The organism is Streptomyces sp. NPDC002564 (assembly GCF_042889645.1).
Lineage (GTDB): Bacteria > Actinomycetota > Actinomycetes > Streptomycetales > Streptomycetaceae > Streptomyces.
In genome coordinates, this window is sequence record NZ_JBIARE010000002.1 from 348,667 (window position 1) to 371,669 (window position 23,003).

Annotated in this window: 12 protein-coding genes; 8 read left to right on the forward strand and 4 right to left on the reverse strand. The window is 71.7% G+C overall.

From position 1 onward, the window contains the following. The first annotated feature begins 1,291 nt into the window (after positions 1-1,291). From ACFYXE_RS08080 to ACFYXE_RS08115, 8 genes are all read left to right on the forward strand, one after another. A complete protein-coding gene (locus tag ACFYXE_RS08080; protein WP_389310186.1) occupies positions 1,292-1,717 on the forward strand; it encodes a phage tail protein in 426 nt (141 codons plus the stop codon). 76 nt (positions 1,718-1,793) lie between these two features. Then, complete coding sequence (locus ACFYXE_RS08085) at positions 1,794-2,624, forward strand: peptidase M23 (protein ID WP_389310188.1); 831 nt, start codon at positions 1,794-1,796, stop codon at positions 2,622-2,624. Beyond that, positions 2,621-4,399: a VgrG-related protein gene (locus ACFYXE_RS08090; protein WP_389310190.1), complete on the forward strand. Its 1,779-nt coding sequence runs from the start codon at positions 2,621-2,623 to the stop codon at positions 4,397-4,399. Before ACFYXE_RS08085 ends, ACFYXE_RS08090 begins: the two co-directional genes overlap by 4 nt. A 103-nt stretch (positions 4,400-4,502) precedes the next feature. Further along, entirely contained in the window at positions 4,503-4,814 is a 312-nt protein-coding gene (locus ACFYXE_RS08095) for a PAAR domain-containing protein (protein WP_389310192.1), read from the forward strand. Continuing rightward, the gene (locus ACFYXE_RS08100; RefSeq protein WP_389310194.1) at positions 4,811-5,245 is read left to right on the forward strand and encodes a GPW/gp25 family protein; all 435 of its coding nucleotides are present in this window, start codon (positions 4,811-4,813) and stop codon (positions 5,243-5,245) included. The genes ACFYXE_RS08095 and ACFYXE_RS08100 overlap by 4 nt, the downstream gene beginning before the upstream one ends. Next, positions 5,245-7,203, forward strand: coding sequence for a putative baseplate assembly protein (locus ACFYXE_RS08105; RefSeq protein WP_389310196.1), 1,959 nt, complete (start codon positions 5,245-5,247; stop codon positions 7,201-7,203). The genes ACFYXE_RS08100 and ACFYXE_RS08105 overlap by 1 nt, the downstream gene beginning before the upstream one ends. Then, positions 7,200-7,763, forward strand: coding sequence for a phage tail protein (locus tag ACFYXE_RS08110; RefSeq protein ID WP_389310198.1), 564 nt, complete (start codon positions 7,200-7,202; stop codon positions 7,761-7,763). Before ACFYXE_RS08105 ends, ACFYXE_RS08110 begins: the two co-directional genes overlap by 4 nt. Before the next feature lie 301 nt (positions 7,764-8,064). Continuing rightward, on the forward strand, positions 8,065-8,832 hold the full coding sequence (locus ACFYXE_RS08115; protein ID WP_389310200.1) for a zinc ribbon domain-containing protein: 768 nt from the start codon (positions 8,065-8,067) through the stop codon (positions 8,830-8,832). Between the two features lie 841 nt (positions 8,833-9,673). On the opposite strand, the gene ACFYXE_RS08120 is transcribed toward ACFYXE_RS08115, so the two are convergent. The 4 genes from ACFYXE_RS08120 to ACFYXE_RS08135 form a co-directional block, all read right to left on the reverse strand. Then, positions 9,674-9,844, reverse strand: coding sequence for a hypothetical protein (locus ACFYXE_RS08120; RefSeq protein ID WP_389310202.1), 171 nt, complete (start codon positions 9,842-9,844; stop codon positions 9,674-9,676). Positions 9,845-10,134: 290 nt separating this feature from the next. Further along, entirely contained in the window at positions 10,135-10,701 is a 567-nt protein-coding gene (locus ACFYXE_RS08125; RefSeq protein ID WP_389310204.1) for a carboxymuconolactone decarboxylase family protein, read from the reverse strand. 2 nt (positions 10,702-10,703) lie between these two features. Next, positions 10,704-17,111 carry a beta-ketoacyl synthase N-terminal-like domain-containing protein gene (locus ACFYXE_RS08130; RefSeq protein WP_389310206.1) on the reverse strand — a complete coding sequence of 2,136 codons (6,408 nt, stop codon included), beginning with the start codon at positions 17,109-17,111 and terminating at the stop codon, positions 10,704-10,706. Next, positions 17,101-22,956, reverse strand: a complete 5,856-nt coding sequence (locus ACFYXE_RS08135) for an SDR family NAD(P)-dependent oxidoreductase (protein WP_389310208.1) — start codon at positions 22,954-22,956, stop codon at positions 17,101-17,103. Before ACFYXE_RS08135 ends, ACFYXE_RS08130 begins: the two co-directional genes overlap by 11 nt. Between the last annotated feature and the right edge of the window lie 47 nt (positions 22,957-23,003).

Genomic DNA, 23,003 nt, shown 5'->3' on the forward strand with positions numbered 1-23,003 from the left:
GAATCCGGCACGTCGTCCAAGCCGGTGCGGGCCACCGGCCCGACGGGCCCGCGAGGCGCAGCCCGGCCGCGTACCGGCACACCCGCCAAAAGTCCCCCCGGCACGGTCGCGAGGGTGCCGGTCCGACCGGTGGGGCCGTCCCGCGGGGCGGAACTCGGCGGGCGCGGCGGGAGGCAGCAAGGCCTCCCCGTCCAGCGGACATTGAGCCTGCTCGTCGACCGCCCCCTGGCGGTGAACATGACCTCCGACGGGTACGGTTCCGTGCCCGAGTCCTCGGCCGAGCCCTCGCCTCCGGTCGTGCCGGTGGCCTGGCCGGGCGATGCCACCGCTGCGGAGCGGGCGTCGGACGCCGGACGGCCGGTGGGCCGGGGCCTGACCGGTGATGGTCCCGTCGTCCCCCCGCTCCCGGCCACGAAGTCCCGGGGCAGGGAGACCGGCGGGCGGGGCGGAGGGCGGTCGGGGAAGCGGGCCGAGGACGCAGACGACGGGAAAGTGAGCCGGGGCAGGGTTGCCGGGGACCGGTCCGTGCCGCCACCAGGGCCCACGCGCGGGTCCGTGCCCGCGTCGGGGCCCGCTCGCGGGCGGCGCACCACCACCGACGCCCGCACCGGCACCCCCGGTCACGGTGCACGCCAGACACCGAGCGCGGTCAGCGCACGGACCGCCGTGCAGCGCTCCACGGCTCCCCGGCCGGTTGTGCGCCCGAACGACACGCCCCGGCAGGCGCGTTCGTCGCCGGGGGCGACCGCCGCCGCACACCTGCCGACCGTCCCGTTCGTCTCCCATGGGGTGGAGCCGCCCCGGGACGGGACCGCCGCCGCCCGGTCATCGGCCACGGGCCCGGTGCTGCCCGTGGCTCCCGGGTCATCGCACCCGAGCGCGGGCCACGGCCGTGAACCGAGGGGCTCCGCAGGGGCGACGGGATCCGCGAAGCCTGCCGCGCAGCCTGGCGTACGACCACCGCCCGGCGTCCCGACCGTCCCCGCCGTCCAGCGGACCACGGCGGCGCAGGCGGCATCCAAGAGCCCGCCGGACTCCTCGTCGGCCGATGCCGCCTCGTCGCTCGACCCGGACGAGCTGGCCCGTCGTCTGCTCGGCCCCCTCAGCCGCATGTTGCGTGCCGATCTACGCCAAGGCAGGGAACGCGCAGGCCGCCTGTACGACAGCGGCCGCTGACCGGCCATCAGGGCGGCACAGGGACGGGGCACGCCACAGCACACCAAGACGAGCCGGGACATGGCGAGGCATCACCACAGATGGCGAGACACGATGAGAGAAGCGGTAGCCACAGATGACGGATCAGATCTTCGCGACGAGTGTGTTCTTCCAGCTCGCGATCGGCGGAAGTGATCTCGGCGCGTTCCACACCTGCTCCGGCCTCGGCGCCCAAGTGGAGATCGAGGAGTTCGCCGAGGGCGGCAACAACGGCTTCGCCTGGCAGCTGCCCGGCCGCATCACCTGGTCGAACATCACCCTGACCCGTCCGGTGACGGAGGACACCGCCAAGATCGCCCGGTGGCTGGACGAACTCGTCCGGCAGGTCGAGCCGAAGGACGGCGAGATCGTCGCGCTCAAACCCGATCTGAGCCGCATCGTCAGCTGGCAGGTCCTCGGTATCGTCCCGGTTCGCTGGCAGGGCCCGTCCTTCGATCCGGCGCAGTCGCAGGCCGCGGTCGAAACCCTGGAGATCGCGCACGAGGGGCTGCGTCCGGGGTGACCCGGCGGGTCGCGACCCCGCCCCGCTCACTCGTCGTCCTGCCGTGGTGCCGCAAGGCCCGTAAGGAGGGAACCGGATGGCCTCCGGCCGTACCAACCGCGTACGAGCTCAGCTGACGCTCATGGAGCCGCCCGCGAAAGTCGGTGGCAAGCCGGGCGGTGCCCTCGCCCGGCTCAAGCTGCAGTTCAACCCCGCCAGTCTGGCCATGAACAAGACCACGGAGTGGCGTCGCACCCCCTCCCGCATGGCCGGCCAGTCCGCGCTGCCCGAATTCGTCGGCAGCGGGCCCCGGTCCCTGTCCCTGGAGGTCCTCCTGGACGCGACGGCCAAGCACGACGATTCGGTGGAGAAGGCGGTCGAGACGCTCATGCGTGCCTGTGTGCCCACCCAGGCCAGCCTGGCGAGGAAGGCCCCGGCGAGCCCCTGGGTGCGGATGGACTGGGGCAGCGCCAAGACGACCTCCTTCGACGGGGTGCTGTCCAACCTCTCCGTCAACTACACGCTGTTCGACGTCGACGGGAAGCCCCTGCGCGCCAAGTGCAGCCTCACCATCGAGGAAGCCACCGTCGATCCGCCCGGCCAGAATCCGACGTCCGGTGCGCCCGAGTCGCGCAGCACGCACTCCGTGGTGGTGGGGGACAGCCTGCCGCTGCTCGCGTGGCGGGAGTACGGCGACGCCGAGGCCTGGCGTGCCATCGCCCGCGCCAATGACATCGATGACCCGATGGATGTCGCTCCCGGCACCGAACTGATCCTGCCCGGGCACGGAGAGGTGGCGGCGGTGGAGGCCGGTGCCACGTCGGAGGGGCTGACGGACGCCTGGACGGTCGGTGCGGCCGTCGGCGCCCGCGAGGACGAACCGGGCCCGCCCGGCCACCGGTCGCTGCTGGGCGAGGAATGGTCATGACGGGCGCACGGACGGGCGGCCGGTCCTTCGCCGCCGATCCCATTGTCGAGGTCCCCGGTGAACTGCCCCGCTTCTGGGCCACCCAGTTGGTGAGCTGCGTGGTGGACGAGAACGTGGGCCTGCCCGACAGCGCCACGCTCACCTTCCGCGACCCGCAGCACACCCTGCTCACCGAGACCGGCATCACCATCGGTAAGCGGCTGACCGTCTCGGTGGTCACGGTGCAGGGCCAGTCCCGACAGCGCCTGTTCAGCGGGGAGGTCACCGCGCTCGAACTGGACACCGACACCACGGGCTCCTTCACCGTCGTACGGGCGTACTCCAAAGCCCACCGGCTCCAGCGCGGCCGCAAGGTCGTGGCCTACCGCGACATGTCGACCACCGAGATCGTCCGCAAGGTCGCCGCGGGCGCCGGGCTGCGCTGCGGGACGATCGACGCCAAGCCCATCAGGTACCAACAGCTGTCCCAGGCCAATGTCTCGGACTGGGAGTTCCTGCAGTACCTGGCCGGCGAGAGCGGTGCGCAGGTGCGGGTCGACGACGCGGGCGCCCTGCAGTTCACCCGGCCCAAGCCCGCGGCCACGGCGCCACCGCCCAGCACCTCCGCGGTGATGAGCCCGATGGTCCTCGAGTTCGGCCGCAACCTCCTGTCCCTGCGCGCCGTGCTGACCAGCGCGGCGCAGGCAGGCAGCGTCGAGGTCCGCGGTTGGAACGTCCTGACCAAGAAGCCGCTGATCGCCAAGGAGCGGTCGGTGATCAGCAAGGAGGTCAACCCGGGACTGAGCGCGGGACTGGTCAACGCGGCGTTCGGCGCGCCCGCCCGGGTGACCGTGGCGGACACGCCCTACCGCACCCAGGCGGAGACGATGGCCGTCGCCGGATCCGTCGCCGCACAAGTCAGCTCCGGAATAGGCGAGTTCGAAGCCGTGGCCGAGGGCAACCCCAAGCTGCGTGCGGGGGTCGCCCTCACCCTCGGCAACGTCGGACCCGCCTTCTCCGGCCGCTACACCGCGACCTCCGTCCACCATGTCCTGGAGCCGAACGGCGGCTACCGGACCACCGTCACCGTCAGTGCCTCGGCCGACCGTTCCCTCGCCGGACTGGCCACCGGCGCGAACGCTCCCTCACGCGGCCCACGCATGCCGGGCCTCGCGATCGGCCTGGTCACCGACATCCGGGAGGAGGGTCGGGGCCAGCGCGGCTGGGTCCGGCTGCGGTTCCCGTGGCTCGACGACACCTACGTCACCGACTGGGTCCGCACCGTGCAGTGGGGCGGACAGGGCGGGGGAGGGGTGTTCAGCCCCGAGGTGAACGACGAGGTGCTGGTCGGCTTCGAACAGGGCATGCTGGACAGCCCCTATGTCATCGGCGGACTCTACAACGGCGTCGACCTGCCGTCGCGCCATGACGTGCCACTGGTCGACAAGACCACCGGCAAGGTCAACCGCCGTTCCCTCGTGTCGCGTTCGGGCAACAGGGTGGAACTGCTCGACACCCCGCGCGGGCCGTCCGGAGTCCGGCTGACCACGGGCGACAAACAACTCGTGGTCCACCTCGACGAGCGCAGGAACCGGCTGGAGCTGAAGGTCCTCGGGCCCGGTGGCAGACGACGACTCAGCTCGGTCACCCTCACCCCGACCGGAATCACCCTCGACGCGGGAACGGGGGAGGTGAAGTTGCGCGGCCGCTCCGTGGTGATCGACGGGCGGGCGCAGACCATCGTGAACGGCGGACTGCTCGCCGTCCTCAAGGCGAAACTCATCCGGATCAACTGAGGGCCGATGCCCCGCGCACGTCACGTTCCCGTACCACGAGCCCACCGTGCCCTTCCTGCGAAACCCCCAGCGGTACCCCCCAGCGATACAAGGAGAAGAGGCCATGCCTCCCGCAGTTCGCACCGGTGACCTCACCGGCCACGGCGGAGTGATCGGCACCCCGCCACCGGGAGCCGTCCTGGTCGCCACCGTACTGATCGCCGGCAGGCCGGCGGCCGTCACCGGCAGCCTGCACGCGTGCGTGCCGGACGCCTACCTCGGACCCGGCAACGTCATCCTGCCCAACCCGGCGGCCGCGGCCCGCGGCACGGTACTGATCGGCGGGCTCCCGGCGGCCCGGATGCGAGACATGACCACCTGCGGCGCACCCATCACCACGGGCGCGTTCGACGTACTGATCGGAGGGCCGTTGTGAGCGAACGGTTCATCGGCCGGGGCTGGGGGTTCCCGTTGCGCGTGGGACCCACCGGCGGCATCGGCATGGTCGACCGGGAGCGCGAGATCGAGGAGGCGATCCGCCTGGTCCTCGGCACGGCTCCCGGTGAGCGGCCCATGCGCCCCGAGTTCGGGTGCGGAATTCACGACCACGTGTTCGCGCCGGGGGACAGCGCCACCGCGGGGCGCGTCGCCCATCACGTCCGTTCGGCACTCGAGCGCTGGGAGCCACGCATCGAGGTCGGCGATGTGGCGGTCGCCTTCGACGCGGTCGACGAAGGCACGCTCTACATCGACGTCCGCTACACCGTGCGGACCACCAACGACCGGCGCAACCTCGTCTTCCCCTTCTACACGATCCCGTTCAGCGACGGAGTGGGCGAAGCGGCCGCGGACGGAGGCCGTGACTGATGGCGCTCCCCTCGCCCAACCTCGACGACCGACGGTTCCAGCAACTCGTCGACGAGGCGAAACGGTACGTGCAGCAGCGGGCCCCGGAATGGACCGATCACAACGTCTCGGACCCCGGCGTCACCCTCATCGAGACCTTCGCCTACATGGTCGACCAGCTCCTCTACCGGTTGAACCGGGTGCCCGACAAGAACTACACGGCGTTCCTCAATCTGCTGGGCGTGCAGCTCTTTCCCCCCGCGGCCGCCCGCGCGGACACCGACTTCTGGCTGTCCGCGCCGCAGCCGGAGACGGTGATCCTGCGCAAGGGCACCGAGGTGGCGACGGAGCGCGGCGAAGTGGGGGAAGCCGTCGTCTTCGCCACCACCGACGACCTGTCGATCGTGCCGAGTTCCTTGCACCGCCTTGTGACCGTGCCCGCGTCCGGCGAGCAGTCCGACCGCACGGGCGAACTCGACGAAGGCCGGGACATCCCGTGCTTCCAGGCCACGCCCGAGCCCGGTGACGCCCTCCTGTTCGGGCTGCCCACCGCCGTGCCGCGCTGCATCGTCGCCGTACGCCTGGACAGCCGGGTGGAAGGGGTGGGCGTGGATCCTCGTCAGCCGCCGCTGGTGTGGGAGGCCTGGGACGGAGCGCGCTGGGCGGCCTGCGAGACCGATGCCGACACCACCGGCGGGCTCAACAGGCCCGGCGAGGTCACCTTGTACGTGCACTCGGGGCACACCGCGTCGGTCGTCGCCGGTGTGCGGGCCGGGTGGCTGCGCTGCCGCGTCACCCGGGCCGAGGCGGGACAGCCCTTCTACTCCGAGACGCCGACCATCCGCGAGGCCGAGGTGTTCACCGTCGGCGGCACCGGCACCGTGGAGCACGCCGAGACGCTGACCGAGGTGCCGCTCGGCACCTCCGCGGGCGTCGCGGGCCAGCGCTTCCGGCTCGACACCGCCCCCGTCCTGCTGGACGACGGGGCCCCGGTCGTCGAAGTGTCCTCGGGCGAGGGCTGGGAGACCTGGACGGTCGTCGAGCACTTCGCCAACTCGTCGCAGGACGACCGGCATGTGCTGCTCGACGCGACGTCCGGGGAGTTCGCCTTCCCGCCCGCCGTACGTCAGCCGGACGGGACGCTGCGTACCTACGGTGCGGTGCCCCAGAAGGGCGCGCACCTGAAGGTGCCCCGCTGCCGCACCGGCGGTGGGGCGGCGGGCAATGTGGCCCGCGGTGCCATCTCCGTGCTGCGCAGCTCTGTACCGTACGTGACCCGCGTGGCGAACCGCGAGGCCGCGCGGGGCGGCGTGGACGGCGAGAGCGTCGCCAACGCCCAGGTCCGGGCTCCGCACGCCCTGCGCGTACAGGAACGCGCGGTCACGGTCGAGGACCACGAGTTCATCGCCCGTGAGGCCGCGCCCTCGGCCCGCCGGGTGCGCTGCCTGCCCGCCGAGGCCGGGGAGCGAGGTGCAGTACGGGTCCTCGTCGTGCCGGACGCCGTCGCCGACGAGGGCGACAGGCTTCGGTTGGAACAGCTCATCCCTTCCGAGCAGATGCTCTCCGCGATCGCCGACCGGCTGAACGAGCGGCGGCTGCTCGGCACCAGCCTCGTCGTGCAGCCGCCCGTGTACCAGGGGGTCACCGTGGTCGCGCGGATCCAGGCGGGGCGAGGGGCGGACCGGGTGCGTGAGGACGCGCTCGCCGCGCTCTACCGTCATCTGAATCCGCTGCGCGGCGGTGCCGACCGCGCGGGCTGGCCGTTCGGACGACCCGTGCAGTACGGAGAGGTCTTCGCCGTGCTGCAACGCGTGCCGGGCGCCGTACTGGTCGAGGAGATCAAGCTCTTTCCCGCGGACCCGATCACCGGACGCCGCGGCTCCGCCGCCGACCGCGTCGACGTGGCGTCCGATGCGTTGGTCTTCTCCTACCAGCACCAGGTGGTCGTCACCGCCCCGGACGGAGGCGATGTGCGATGACCAGAGCCGCCATCCCCGGCCTGGAGAGCCGCTACCGCATCGGTGGCCTGCTGCCCGCGCTGTACGCGGAGGACGACTTCGCCCAGCGGTTCACCGCAGGGCTCGACACCGTGCTGGCCCCCGCGCTCTCGACCCTGGACAACCTGCCCGCCTACCTCGACCCCGGTCTCGCGCCCCCGGACTTCCTGGTCTGGCTGGCCTCCTGGGTGGGCATCGACATCGACCCCACGTGGCCGGAGGAACTGCGCAGGGCAGTCGTGGGACGCGCCGTGGAGCTCCACCGGTGGCGGGGGACCCGGCGAGGACTGGCGGAACTGCTGCGGCTGGGCCTCGGCGCGGGCGTCGAGATACGCGACGGCGGCGGAGCGCGCTGGACCACGGCGGCAGCCCCGGAGTCGCCGCCCCCGGCGACCGGTGAACTCCTGGTGCGGGCCTGGCCGGTGAGCACCGAACACCTCGACGCGGACCAGGTCCGCAGGATCGTACGCATGTCGTGCCCGGCCCACCTCAGCTTCGAGGTCGAGATCCTGTCCGGCCCGCCCGACGCGGCAAGGAGCTGATCCCATGCGCCCGTGCCCGACCTGCGACGTGCCCAATGACGAGGGCGACGACTTCTGCGGAAGCTGTGGCTCCTACCTGGGGTGGACACAGGAGCCATCGCCGCCCGCCCCGGACACGTCAGCCACGCCACCGACCACGCCATCGGCTACGCCACCGGCCGCTGCGGCGCCGCTCGGGCCCCCGCCACCCGCGGCCACCGTCCCACCGGCCTCAGACCCTGCGGCCCCCGAATCCGACCCTGCCCCCCGCCCCGGGGCGCGTGCCGATGCCCGGCCGGGCGCCGGCGCGCACGACCCGATCGTGCCCGTACTGCCCGCGCGCCCGATGGCGCCCCGCCCCGTCGTGCGCACCCAGCCGTCGGGCCGCGGCCCGGACGGCCCGCCCTGCCCCGCCTGCGGCACACCCAACCGCGCCGGGCGCACCTTCTGCCGCCGCTGCGCGGCACGGCTGACGCCACCGGCCGCGGTGGCCACCCTGCCGTGGTGGCGCAGGCGCAGGCCTCGGCGCCGCGCGGGGTCCGGTTCCCGCGCCGTGCTGCGGCGCGTCCTGACCGTCCTGGCGGTGCTGGCCGTGCTGGCGGCTGTCGTCCTGCTCGTACCGGCCGGTCGGGCGCTCTTCGAGGACACGCGGGACAAGCTGGGCAAGGCGACGGAAGTGGCCCCGACCAAGGTCAGCGCGAGCGCCGAGGTCCCGGGCCATCCGGCCGCCATGGCGGCGGACGGGCTGTCCAACAGGTACTGGGGTTCGCCCCGGCCAGGGGCGGGGGTGTCGTTCGAGTTCGGCAAACCCTTCCGGCTGGTGGCCATGGTGGTTCACACGGGTCCCTCCGCCAAGGCGCAGCAGTTCCGCCGGCAGGAGCGGCCCGTGGAGGCGGAACTCGTGGTGACCGCCGCCGACGGCTCGCTGCACCGCAAGAACCTGACCTTCAACGACAAGCCGGGACCCCAGACGGTGCAGCTCGGCGTCAGCGATGTAGTGAAGGCCCGGCTTGTCCTGCGGGCGGTGACGGGCACGAGGCCCGGGCGCCATGTCGCACTGGCGGAGGTCGAGTTCTTCCGGCGGACCTGACCAGTCGTGCTGCCCACCGCACGCTCTGCCCGCGCACCGCGCGCTGACAAGCGTCCTGGCTGGCACGGCCCTTGCTGGTTGCCGCTGTGTACACGCCACAGATGTCGTCGATCAGGAGCAGTCGAAGGTGCGGGGCCTGGCGCTGGAAGTGCGCAGGCCCGTACAGAACTATGGGGGAGTCGCTGATGGGCTTCTAGGGGCGCCGTGAGGGGTGCCGGCACTGTGCTGGCGCGGGAGCGGAAGTGCACGGGCAGCACGAAGCCGACGCCGATGCGACATCAGGGGGAGGTGCTGTCGGCGTCGCTGCACAGGCTGTGCCCGGTGGGGCTGAATCGGCGGCCTGGCAGCCGTCCCCGGTGGAAGGGGTGGCGCTCGGCGTGGGCGGGTCGGGAGGGGGTACGGCGGGGGCTGCCGGACACGGGATCAGGACCTCGAGCACGAGAGGCCCGCTGGGCGCGGGCCGCGGGGAGGCGTAGGCCAGGGGGGCAGATTCAGAGGCGGACGTGCCCTCGACGGGCTCTGTGGATGGGGCCGTTGACGGGGGGCGGGCTGCCTCCGCAGGGCTGCTCGCCGGTGTCTTGGGCGGCGTTCCCGCAGGGGATATCGGGCTCTGGACCGTAAAGGGGAAAGCGCCCTCCGGCGCGGGAGGCCGTGGAGCGTCCCGTGCGGGAGGGGTTCCTCCGACGGTGACGTCGGGAAATGTGCCGCTGCAGCCGACGAGCCCCAGGGCGCTCAGAGCACACAGAGCCAGCACTGCCATCACTGCACGCATCGCTTCCTCCTCTTGTTCGCAGATGTGCTGCGGCCCGGTCGGCAGGGCCGCCTTCCGTGCAGTGCACGCTCATGTGGTGGCGAGGGCGTTGAGGAAGTGCCTCAGGCCGCTGAAGAACGCGCCCACGCAGCGGAGGACGCCGGTGATGACATGGGCGAACTCGACGGGCTTCACAGCGACCGTGAACAGCACGATGACCAGGCAGAGCCAGAAGAACAGGCCCCGGGGTCTTGCCCACATGTGGTTCCTCTCGATGGTTCAGAACCGAAGTGGATCTCACAGATTCCGACCAGCCATCTGCCGGAACGCCAGGGGTGGGGGAGCCGGGGAAGGCGATGGCTGGCGTCTTCTTCGGTTGAGGATCCAGCCCAAGGCCACCGCTCCGGTCACGCTGTGGCCCAGGCTGTTGCCAGTCGGCAGGCGGTGGCGCCTGCCGGGACTGACCGCGTGCGCAGCCGCGCCCGGCCAAAGGGGGGCACGGTGGGTGACGGACCGCCCTCAGCGCTGTTCGGGCGCTCGCAGGGGTGGGGTCAGACTGCGGTGGTGTCGTACCAGGCCTCTACCGGGGTGCGCAGCGTGCGCACGACGAAGGCGAGCATGGTGTAGTGGCCGACGAGGATGACCAGTTCCATCAGCTGTTTGTCGTCGTAGCGACCGGTCAGGTTCTTCCAGGTGGGATCGGTGACCTCCCCGGTGTTCAGGATCTCATCGACGGCGTTCAGGACGATTCGGTCGTCCTCCTGCCAGTCGTGGTGGGTGAGGGGCTCACGCAGAGCGGCGATCTCGTCGTCGGTGAGGCCGAGTTCACGGGCGAGACAGGCGTGCTGGGCCCATTCGTAGCTGCACTGGTTGTGGTGAGCGGTGCGCAGGATGGCGAGTTCGCGGACACGCAGGGGGATTTCGCCGCCGGCCAGGAGGAAGGTGGCCAGGCCGAGCCAGCTGTTGAACAGGTCGGGGTGGCGGGCGATGGTGGAGACGATGTTGACGGGCTTGACGCCTTGGTTCTGGGCGACGGCCATGATGCGGGTGAGGGGTTCGTCCCAGTCTTCCTGAGCGATGGGGGCGATGCGGGGGGTGGTGCGGCGTCCCATGGTCATGATCAAGCTCCTGGTGTTCGGTGCGGTGGGGTGTGCAGGCGTACGGCGAGGCCGGTAGTGCGGTAGATGCACAGCCCGTCGGCCCACAGCCGGGCGTCGGCGACGGCGTGCATTCCGTGCTCGTCGGCTGTCCGGGCGGTGATGTCGGCTTCGACGGTGATCAGCCGGGTAGCGGGAGTCACCTGTCCGCGGTAAGTCCAGGTGAAGGGCTGAAGCGGTGTGGGCGGGGTGTCGAAGGACGGGCGTGTTGTGGGGTGTTGCTGCAGGAGGTGGTGGCGGACGAGCTGGTTCATTGCTTCCACCCCGAGAGAGCCGGGCTGGACCGGGTCGTGGAAGAAGTGTGACTTGAAGAACCAGTCGTCGGGGCTGACGGCCTTCTCGCCGCGGATGCGACCCAGGCCCGCGCTGCCGCCGTGGGGCAGGTAGCCGGTGATGCGGTCGATCATGCGGAGCATGGGTTCGGCGAGCTGTCCGCAGGCTGCCTCGCCCCGCTCGGGTGGTGCGGGCTGAGCCGGGAAGGGAACGTCCGGTCCGTCGCCGGCAGCGGTGGCGCCGAGGCCGGTCTGTTCGGCGAAGGCTTCGGGCGGGAAGAACCCGAAGGAGCTGTGGAGTTCGGCCAGGGGGCCCTCGGCGTCGGAGGTCTCGATGTCGAAGGACGCGATGACGCTGGCGCCGTCCTGGTTGAGATCGGTGAGGGTGGCCCGGGTGGTGACAATCCGGGGCCCGGCGCCGATGGGCCGGTGCAGGGTGGCGGTGCCGCCGAGGTTGCGGAACAGCAGATCCTGGTCGCCGGTCAGTGCGCTGCCCGCGTAGCTGGCGAGCCAGCCGCAGGGCTGCAGGCTCATTTCCATCAGTGCGGCCAGCGGCACACCCCCGCCGGGGTTCTGCTCCCGGAACCAGACCCGTTCGGGCAGGTCGTACTCGGCGACGACCTCGCTGCCGGTTTCCATCCCGCCCATGGGGCCGCGCACGGACCGGATCCTGCTGATGAAGAGGTAGGGCGGGCCCGGCAGGCGCGGGCTGCGCCGGTCGCCGTCGAAGACGCGGTAGAAGGAGCCGAAGGCGTCGGAGGGCATGCCCCAGGCGGAGGAGAGCAGGGAGGTGTGATCGAAGGTGTGCCCGTCGACCTGTGCGGCGGGCCGCTGCTCGTGGTGCCCGATCAGCCCTGCGAGGTCGGCGAGAGCTACAGGGGTTCCGGTTTCCTGCACGCGGGCGGGGCCCAGCTGGCGCCAGTGGGCGAGCGGCCAGTCGGCCACGAGGCGCAAGGCCAGGCCCTCGGCGTGGAAGGCCTTTACCCCGTCGACGGTGCACATGATGTCTGCGGTGAGGGTGGGATAGCGCTCGTCGCCAAGGCCGGTGACGAAGACCTCGTAGAGCAGTTCTCGGCTGTCGGGGGTGACCTGGCCGCGGCATTTCATCGGGATCGCGCTGCCGGGGACGGGTTCGAACCGTGCGCCGTCCAGGCCCCGGGTGAGACCGCAGGCGGCAAGGTGGAAGGCCATGGCCTGCAGGCAGCCTTCGAGCATCAGGGTGCCGGGCATGCAGGGATCGTTGAGGAAATGTCCGGCGAAGAACCAGTCGTCGGGACGGATGGGTGTGGCGGCGCGCAGGTAGCCCCGGCCGTGGGGGCCACCTGCCGGATCGAAGGCATCAACGCGTTCGAAGAGGGCCTGGCGGCCGTCCCCGATGCGTGGGGTGCGCACATGGCAGCGGGTGTCATCCCAGTCCGCTCCGAAGCACTCCGCCGGTCGCCCGGCGCGAAAGGCGTGTACCTCGGCGGCGGTGAAGGCGCAGGCGGTGCTCGGGTTGGGGGGAGGGGTGAACGGAAGCGTGGATGAGGTGACGGCGGTGGGTGCCTGCAGGATGCCACCGGTCGCGGCGAGTTCGGCGGGAGTGAAGAAGCCGGCCTGGCCGTCGCGGACGCTGAGTTTGAGTGCGGTGCCCGACCAGCAGTCGTAGTGGAAGAAGAACAGCCGCACGCCGTCGTGTTCGCCGTGCCCGTCGATGACGATCTGGAAGGTGAGGGTCTCTCCTGGAGTGGGCAACGGTCCGTGAAAGGTGGTGGTGCAGCCCAGCAGACGGTAGACGCGCTCGCCCTGGTTGAGGAGGTCGGCGCCCATCCAGCTGATGAGGAGCAGGTCGGCCTGCCCTGCTTCGATCATCAGGCCGGCCGGCATGCGTCCGGCCGGATCGAGGTACCAGCTGTCGGTCCGCACGTCGGTGGCCGTCCAGACGGTGCCGGCTGCCAGGACACCGGGGTCCGCGTCCAGGCCCAGGACACGGTCGGCGAGGAGCATGGGCGGCCGCGGCATGCGGGTCTGCACCGCGTAGGCGTCCTGGGGTGCAAAGCGAGGACCGAACAGGTCGGAGATACGGCCCGCCGCCAGGCGTTCGAGGTCGGCGCGGCTGAAGGACGGCCCTGTGGGGGTGCGAAGTCCGCGCGGCAGGCTGTCCGGTGGGCGCAGGGGAGCGGGCGCTGCTGCGCGCCCGGGTCGCTGCGCGGGCGTGTCGAGAGGCAGGGCGAGGTTGCGCAGTGAGTGCATGGTGTGCAGGAACTGACGGTGTGCCGCCGCGTATCCGGTGACGTGGCACTGGTGGGTGGCGGTGAGGGTGTCACGAGTGTCCGCGTAGGGCCGGGACGGCGGGCGCGGCGCCGGTACCTGATCCGGCACGGGTATGTGCCGAGGGGCGGGGAGTGCGGGCCGCGCCCGGTGCGGGCCGCGCGGGTGTGGGGCGGGGGGCTGGGGGAGTTCGACGGGGGAGGCCCGGACATCGACGCGTAGCGGCAGGACCGGATGGTGGGCCGCGACGGACGGGGCGGTGGCCCGGGCGAGCCGTTCGTGGTCCACGCTCACACCGGCTGCCACGAGTTGGGCTGCCGCGGACCAGAACTGCCGTGGATCGCCACCGTCGTCGAGGGCGACGGCGAGATGAGGGTGGCCCTCCAGAGTGCGGCGGATCCACCCGGTACACAGGGCCGCGGGCCCGTGCTCGATGAAGACCCGCACACCGTCCTGCCACGCCCGTTCCACGGTTCGCGGGAAGTCGAGGGTGCCCATGGCCTGCTCGGTGACACTGTCCGCGACCGTCTGGGTTGTCGGCCAGTAGGCATGGGTGGTGGCGCCGGAATAGAAGCGGACGCCGGTGGGGGCGGCCACGGGGTGGGTGTGGGCGGTGCGCCACAGGTCGCGTACGCCGTGCAGTTCGGGTGCGTGCGCGGCGAGGTCGTAGTCCAGAGGGGTGTGCACCGCCCCGGGCAGGCGGGCCAGGACCCGTCCGCAGGCGCCGCTTTCGCCGCCGATGACGCAGACACCGGGTGCGTTGACCGACAGCAAATGGGCGGCGTTCTCTGCTGCCAGCGCGCTTTCGACCTGCGCACGGGAGACCAGGACGAGGTGGCTGCTCCAGCTGTCACCGGTGATGCCCTGGTGCGCCCAGGCGGCGCGGACGGCGGTGAGCGGGCCGGTCAGTGCCGTGCGGAAGAGGCCGGAGTCCTCCACCGCGGTAAGGAAGGCCCGGCGGTTGGGCCAGACGCCCATCGCCAGCATGGACGTGGCTTCGCCGGAGGAGTATCCGATCACGGCCGACGGATGCAGGGAAAGGACCTTCCGGGTGAGATGGGTGTGGAGATGGGCCAGGCAGGCTGTCGCGGACATCTGCGTCAGCACGTCCGATTCTCCCGACGGCTCGGTGAACATCCAGGCCGTCGTGGAGCGCAGGCGACTGCCGTAGAGGTGGCGCAGGTGGTCCACGGCCGCGGGCAAGGCGAGGAACGGGGCAGGATGCATGGGCTGCTGCGCCGCGGAGCCGTTGGTGAAGACGAAGGCGACCTCTCCGCCCAGCGGTGCGTCGGCGTAGAAGGTGTCGGCCGGTGCGGGGGTCACGGCGCCGTCTGCGAGCCAGGACGCGGCCTGCTGCGCACGGGTGATCAGTTCCTCGGGCCGCTCGCACAGCAGCACGAGCCGCGCGGGGCCGGTATCGCTCTGGCGCCCCTGCCGCACCGCCTGCCCGACCTCGGCGCGGTCGGCCCCCGAGTAGGTGTGCAGCGAAGGCGCCGGCCTGCGCGTCCAGCCCGCGCAGTGGGCGGCTCGCAGGCGCAGGTGGTGAGGGATCCCGCCGAGTGGGTGCACGCGGACCTCGGCGACGCCGTCACCGGTGAGGGGTGTGGCGGGGCGTCCGAGGCCGGGGACGGCCCGGTGGTACAGGGCGAGGACGGCTGCCGCCGTGCACAGCAGGCCGTGGGCGGCGTGCGCGGTGCCGAACAGGTCGGAGACGAGGCCGCCGTCGCTGTCGAGGACGAGAACAGGTTCGGCGGCGTCGCTTTCGGGGCTGTCGTCCAGGACGGCAAGGATGCGGTCGCCGTCCCGGGTCGCGTCCGCTTCCCGCTTGAGGACCAGGACGACGGCGGCGTCGCCGGGGGTGGCGGCATGCCCCATCGCCGCCAGGGCGTCGCTGTGCACCGGGTTGTGGGAGAGGTCGACCGCGGCGGCCACGACGGCGTCGGCTTCCCCGGCCGCCAGCGCACGGGCTCCGATGCGCAGCGCTTCGGTCCCGGAGGCCTCCTCGGCGTGGACGGTGTAGGAGGGACCGGTCCAACCGAACTGGCTGTTCAGCCGGTTGGCCGCCATGTTGGACAGGCGTCCCAGAACAGCGGCCGCGGTCAACGGGCCGACGCAGGCGTCCCGTAGGGCACGCGCGTAGGCGAGGTCGCTGCCATCGTGCCACTGATGCGAGCGCCAGCGGGCACCGTAGCGGGCGCCGTCGGGGTCGCAGCCGGCACCCACCAGAGCCATCGTGCGCTCAACCGGCAGCGTCAGACCGTGCACTGCCTCCTGGACGGCCGCCAGCAGCAGCGGCTGCTGTCCGTGGGCGCAGTGCAGGTCGTTCGGCGTGATCCGCAGCCCGTCGAGGTCGACGACGGCCTGCGTGCGGGGCGTGTGCCGGGCAGTGCCCGTCATGAGGGCGTCCAGGAAGTCGTCGGTCGTCCCTTCCCCTCCGGCGTGTACGGCCACGGCGACGACGGCGATCCGCGGACCGTTTCTGCGGGCCGCCGACCGTGGGGGCCCGGGCTGCAGGTGGCGTCCTCGGGACTGCGAACGATGCCACTGCTCATGGGATTCCACGATGAGGTGGGCGTTGTTGCCGCCGAAGCCGAAAGCGCTGACCGCGGCCCGACGCGGGCCCTCCCAGGGCTCCGCCTCGGTCGGCAGACGGAAAGGGGTGCCCGCCAGAGCTGAGAGGGGAGCGTCGGCCTCCGGCAGGGCGGGCCGGAGGCCGTGCTCCATGGCCGACAGCACCTTGAGCAGTCCGGCCGCACCGGCTGCGGTCATCAGATGTCCGAAGTTCGCCTTGGCGGAGCCGACGACCAGGTCCTGGGCGCCCGCGAAGACGCGGGCGGAGCTGTGCAGCTCCGTCTCGTCGCCCACGGGCGTGCCGGTCGCATGGCATTCCAGGAGAGAGACCTCCTGTGGGGCGAGCTCGGCGACCTGGTAGGCGGCACGCATGGCTCTTTCCTGGCCCTGGCCGCTGGGCGCCAGCGGCCCGCCGTCGGCGCCGTCGTTGGACAGGCCGATACCGCGGATGACACCCAGGACAGGGATCTCGGACCGTTCGGCGTCGGTCAGGCGCATCAAGGCCACTACGGCGGCGCCCTCGCCGGGCAGCAGCCCGTCGGCCGCACGGTGGAAGGGAAGACTGCGACCGGTGGGGCTCAGCGCGGACAAGGCGTGGAAACCGAGGTGGAGGAAAAGGCCGTCGGCACCGCTGAGACCGCCTGCCAGCATGAGGTCCGCGCGCCGGTCGTGCAGTTGGTCGCAGGCGAGCTTGATGGCGTACAGGGAGGAGGCGCAGGCGGCGTCCAAGGCGAGGCCGCCTGCGTCCAGGCCCAGAGCGCGGGCGGCCAGGTGGGCGGGGAGTGCGGAAGAGAAGCGGTTGCGCGGATCTGCCCCTGTTCCGGGGCGGGGCTTCAGGGCCCCGCCGGCCTGCTGGCGCCAGTGCTGCTCGGCCCATTGGCCCATGCCGGCGGTGGGGCAGGAGAGATTGCCCAGGATGAGGCCGCCGCGCCGGTCCGCGCCGGGAGCGCCTGCTTCGCCGAGGGCCTGGCGGGCGCTGTGCAGCAGCCACAGCAACGGCGTGTCGAGGCCGTCCAGTTCGGCTGGAGGAACGGCGAAGCCTGCGGGGGAGAACACGTCCGCGAACCCGGTGACGTAACCGCCCCGGTCATGGGGGACCTGGTCGGCTGTGTGCGGTGGGTGGCTCACGACCGTATTGGTGTCCAGTCCCCAGTGGCCGGGTGGCGCCGGTCGGAGCGCGGATGCGGCGCGCTCGATGAGGGACCAGGCCTGAGCGGGGTCCAGGGCGCCGGGCAGGACGCAGCCGCGGCCCACGACGGCGATTGGTTCACGCTCCACTTGCTGCTCCTTCCGGGCGCCTGACGAGTTGGAGGCCCAGCAGTTCCACCGCAGGTGCTCCGTCTGCGCTGAGCAGGGCGACGTCGCATTCCGCGGAGGTGTCGTCGGCGTGCACGGCCGCCACCACGCACAGGGCGGTGCCGGGCATGGGACCGGGCAGGTGCATCCGTACCTGACGGATCCCCATCGGGAGGGTGGCGGCCCTCAGTGCCTGCTCGGCCCACAACACGGCGACCTGCACCGCCGCGTCGACCGCCAGCGGGTCCGTGAGGGGGGTGGGGCCCGGCCAGGTGCGGGACGCCGTGCCCTCCACCCTCGCCCAGGCACCTGTGGGTCCCACTCCTCCGAGTTCGCGGATGGCCTGGAAGGCCGGCCCGTGGAACAGGGTGTGACCGTCGTACAGGCCCTTGCGGACGGCGGGCGGCAGGCTGCGAGGAACATCCCACGTCCGCTGCGCGCCGATGGCGGGTCCAGCCTCGGCGGTGCAGTGCACGGTGCCGTTCGCCGACTCCAGGAAGAGGTGACGGCGCCGGTGTTCGCCGCGATGGATGGCGCGCACGACGAACCGGTGGGCTTCCTGCGGGAAGCCGTCCAGGGCGATTCGGCGCAGGACTCGTACGTCATGCAGTGCCACGGGCTCGGGATGCCCGGCCCACTGGGCGGTGAGCGCGGTGCACCACTCCATCAGCCAGGCCAGAGGGACGACCGGTGTGCCGGTGATCGCATGGTCGGTGAACTGAGGGTGTGTGGAGGCGTCGACGTGCAGTTCCCCCACGGTGTCCAGGGTCGCCCCGCTCAGGGGCTCCAGGCTGCCGTCGGCGAGGATGGCCGTGCGGGCAGTCGGCGCGGCGCGGCGCAGAGAGGCCAGGAAACGCTGTGCCCCGGCTTCCAGAGGGATGAGGGGACAGTCCAGTTCGCTGAAGAGGGCGGCTTGCGCGGAGCCGACCATGCCGCCGTCCCACGGGCCCCAGGCCAGGCTGCGGACGGTGCAGTCCGGACGCCGCGCGTATGCGGCGGCCGCGAGATGGTTCAATGTTTCGTTGGCCATGCCGTAGTCGCTCTGCCCTGGTCGGCCGAACAGGGCAGTCCCGGAGGAGAACAGACACAGCAGGCGCAGCGGGTCCGCCCCGACCGCGTCCATGACGTTGCACAGTCCGGTGACCTTGGTGTCGAAGACCTCGTCGAAGTCGGCGTCCCTTTTGTCGCCAATCCTGCGGTCCCTGATCACACCGGCACCGTGCACGACACCGGTCACCGGGCCCCACCGGGCCCGTACGGCGGCGACCGCGTCCTGCACCTCCTGGCCGTTGGTGATGTCCGCCGCGGCATACGCGACGGTGGCGCCGCAGCTCTCCAAGGACCGCACGCTCGCGCGGATCTCCCGCTGAGCGAGGAGCTCGGCCGAACGGCGGGTGATGTCCGCGACGGGGGAGTCGGGTGCCGTGGCGAGGAGGGCGCGTCGTAGCTCGGCGCCGGTAGCGCAGTCTTCGAGCCCGGGCGGCTCGGGCGTCAGAGCGGTCCGGCCGAGCAGGAGGATCCTTGCGGGGCGGGTACGGATTAGGGACTGCAGGCAGGCGGCGGTGATGCCGCGGGCGCCTCCGGTCACCACCAGTACCGGGTCCTCGCCCAGTACGTCTGCGTCCGCCGGTGCGGGAGCGGCTGGGCGTAGACGGGGCTCGACGCGGGTCCCGTCGGCCTTGAGACCTGCGTCGGCGGTGCCGCCGAACAGGAGTTCCGCCACCAACGCCTCAGCCACCGCGCGCGCTTCGCGTCCGTCCTGGGCGCAGTCGATCGCTTTCACGCAAGCCTGCGGCCATTCCCAGCGAAGGGTTCGGGGCAGGGCGGCCAGCCCGCCCGCCCAGCAGCGTTCGTGGCCCGTGCTGCTGCCGGCGTCCAGGCCGAAGGTGCCTCCGGTGTCCTGGACGGTGACGAACAGCCCGGCGCCCGTGGTGAGTCGCCCAGCCATGGTGCGGGCCTGGGCGAAGGCGTTCCGTTGGATGCGAGCGCCGTCGGCAAGTGCGGTGATCTCGGACAGGCCGCCGAGGTGGAGCAGCGCAGAGGTCTGCGGCGTGGCTTCGGTCCCTGCTGTGGCGTGTACGCCGGCCTCGGCCAGCAGCGCCGCGATCTCTCGTGTCAGGTCGCTGCTGCCGCCGATGATGAGGAGCTCGCCGTCTCTGATCCCCTTGAGCGCGATTCCGGGTGCGGGAACGGGCACGGCGACGGGGTCCATCTCCTCGATGCGCACCGGCGGGGGGAGCGAGGCGCCATCGGTATGGCCGTCCTCCTCTGCGCCCGGCGCACGGTGCTCACGCGCCCGGTTCCCCCCGACGGCCTGATGGACGTGCTCCAGGATCTCTCCGACGGTACGCAGCCCGGCCAGTTCGGCTCCCCCCAGAGCGGGAAAGCCCGGCACGCGGCGTTTGACGGCGCCGAGGATCTCCACCCGCTTGATGGAGTCGATGCCCAGTTCGGCTTCCAATTGCAGATCCATTCGGGAGGCGAGCATGTCGACGGGGTAGCCGGTCTTCTCCGATACGGCCTCCAGCAGGACGTCCTCGATGCGCTCGCCCACGGCCGCAGGCGATGTCGGGGCGGTGGGTCGGGTGGGGATGGGCGCGGGCACGGCAACGGGTGGAGCGGCGGGCTCGGCGGCCCCGACGGCAGGGGCCAAAGGCGGCGGGGTCGGTGCGTCAGACAGGGGAGGCGCAGGCGGAGCGAAGCGCGGCGGATCTGCAGTTGCGGATGTGGACGGAGCGTCCGCAGCCAGGGTGTAGGGGCCACGCAGAGATGCTTCGGCAATCTTGAGGAAGGCGATATGGCTCTCGGCCATCGCCCGCTGGAACGTGGCGTGGGCGTCGGCGGTGTGCCGCTGCGCGTCGGCCACGAGTGCCAGCCACTGCGGATCGGCCATCGCGCTTGGCGAAGGCGCCGGTGTGGACGCAGGAGGGGTGCTCTCGGTGAAGTCCATGACGGTGGGCAGAGCGGGGGCGGCCGGGACGACGAAGGAATCGGAGTCCGTCGGGGACACGGGTCGGGGTTCGGTCACGGGAATGCTCCTTGCCGGGGTGGGATAACGCTTGTTGTGGTTGGTTCCGCTGATCTCCACCGCGAGCTCGGAGTGCGGCTCCGTGGCTCCCCTTGCTCGCCTGCCGGCCTCCAGGGAGGCCAGGTCGAGCGGCACACCACGGACGGCCAATGCCGCCAGCGCATGCTGCAGGGCGGTGACGCTGTTGGTTCCCCGGACGTCGGTGGCCACTGCCAGGTGGTCCCGGCCGGTGAGGATGTCTCCGATCAGCGAGGTCAGCACCCGGCCCGCCCCGACCTCGACGAACACCCGCACGCCGCTCGCGTACAGGGCTTCGACCACTTCACCGAATCGCACCGGCTCGGTCAGCTGATGGGCCAGCCGGTCCCGTACCAGGTCGGGGTCGTCGGGAAACGGCAGGCCGTCGATGTTGGAGTGCACGGGCAGCCGGCCCGCGGTGATGTCCACGCCGGCGAGGGCGTCCCGCAGCGGCCTGACCGCCGGCTCCATGAGCGGACTGTGGAAGGCGCCCGCGGTACGCAGCGGACTCGAGCCGACCCCGAGCTCCTTCAGCCGGCTGGCAGCGTGGGAGACCGCCTGCGGGCAACCGGAGAGGACGGTTTGCTTAGGCCCGTTGAGGTTGGCGACGCACAGGGTGCCCTCGGTACTCTCCACCAGGTCGGCGAGTTCCTCGGCCCCGGCTGCCACCGCCAGCATCGCCCCGGGGTCGGTACAGGCGTCTCGCATGAGTTCGCCGCGCCGACGGGCCACTTGCAGCAGGTCATCGGCCGAGAGCACACCGGCGACGTGCAATGCCGTCAGCTCGCCAAAACTGTGACCGGCGAGACGAACCGGCCGCAGCCCCGCCTCGAGCAGCACAGCGGCCGCAGCCGACCCCACCGCGGCCAGAGCCGGCTGGGCCCATTCCGTACGCCGCAGTGCTTCCTCCTGCGCCGCCGCGTCGGAACGGTCCTGGACCGGAGGGGGAAAAACAAGCTGATCCAGGCGCCGGCCCTTCCGCAACACGCTGCTGGCCCGGTCCCACACCTTGCGCGCGACCGGATGGTGCACGGCCAGGGCCTCACCCATACCCGGGTACTGGCTGCCCTGCCCGCTGAAGAGCAGCGCCACCTCACCCGGCTCCGCCGCTCCCTCGGCGAGGTACACGCCTGGTGCTGCGTCGCCCCTGTCGGCGCCCCGCACCGTGGCCACGGCCTCCGCCAGCCTCGCTTGCAACTCCTGTCCCTCCTCGGCCACGAGGGCGAGCCGGCAGCGGTCGACGGAGCGGAACGCCCGGTAGCTGGCGAGCGCCACTACGGACGCGGGATTCGTGGTGCGGGCGGCCTCCTCCAGCCGGGCGATCAGCTCATCCCGGGAGGAGCCGCTGAAGGCCAACAAAGTGCTGGGCAGCGCGCGCAGCGTCTCGGCCGACCTGCCCTCCCCGGCGGCAGGCAGGTACTCCTCCAGCACCACGTGGAAGTTGCTCCCCCCGAACCCGAAACTGGAGACGCCGGCCCGTCGAGGCTGCCCCACGGGCTTGATCCACGGCCGTGCCCGCGTGTTCAGGTAGAACGGGCTTCCCTCAACGGCCAGCGCCGGATTGGGGGCGTCCACCTTGATGGTGGGCGGCAGTACCTTGTGATGCAGGGCCAGCGCCGCCTTCAGCAGACCCGCCACGCCCGCGGTGCACTTCGTGTGCCCGATCTGCGACTTCACCGAGCCCAGCGCACACCAGCCGGACCGTTCGCCGCCGGCCTCGGCGAAGACCTGACGCAGGGCGGCGAACTCGGCGGCGTCCCCCGCCCGTGTACCGGTGCCGTGCGCCTCGACCAGATCCACGGACTCCGGGCCGAAGCCGACCTGCTCGTATGCGCGACGCAGAGCCCTGGCCTGCCCCTCGGGATGAGGCGCGTAGACGGCGGTGTCGCGTCCGTCGGACGAGGTGCCCAGCCCGGCGATGACCGCGTAGATGCGCTCGCCGTCGCGTACGGCGTCCTCCAGGCGCCGCACGGCGAGCATCACCAGCCCCTCACCGAGAACCGTTCCGTCTGCCGCCGCCGAGAAGGGCCGGCAGTCGCCGGTGGGGGACAGCGCCGGTGTCTTGCTGAAGCAGGTGAACATCACGGGATCGTTGAGTGTGTCGACGCCACCGGTGAGGACCAGGTCCGCCTGGCCCAGTGCCAGTTCGTTGAGTGCCAGGGAGAGCGCGGCCAGCGAACTGGCGCACGCCGCATCGGTCGTGCAGTTCGTTCCGTGCAGGTCGAAGCGGTTCGCGATGCGCCCCGCGACCACATTGCCGAGCAACCCGGGGAAGGTGGCTTCCTGCCAGGGCACGTAGTGCTCGGAAATCCGGTCCGCGAGCTTGAGCGCCCGCTGCTCCTCCAACCCGGACTCGTGCATCGCCTTCAGCCAGACGGGTCGCTGCATACGAGCGGCCATGGTGCCCAGCAGCTCGGTGCCCGCCGTGCCCAGGATGACGCTCACCCGCTCGCGTCCCAGCTCCTCGAGCCGCCCGTAGTCCCGCAGGGCGCGCTCGGCCACCAGCAGGGCCAGGAGCTGCGAAGTGTCGGTGGCTTCAAGGGAATTGGGTGTGATGCCGAAGGCGAGGGGATCGAAGGAGACCGGGTCCAGGAACCCACCGCGTCGAGCATAGGTCTTGTCCGGCGCGGCCGGATCCGGGTCGAAGTAGTCATCGACCAGCCAGTGAGTGGACGGGACGTCGCGGATGCAGTCCCGCCCGGCAACCACCGAGGCCCAGAAGCCGTCGGTATCGCCGGATCCGGGCAGCAGCGAACTCATGCCGACGATGGCGAACTTCACAGAGCACACTCCCCATAAGCCATGAAGCGCGGGTGGATGAATGACAG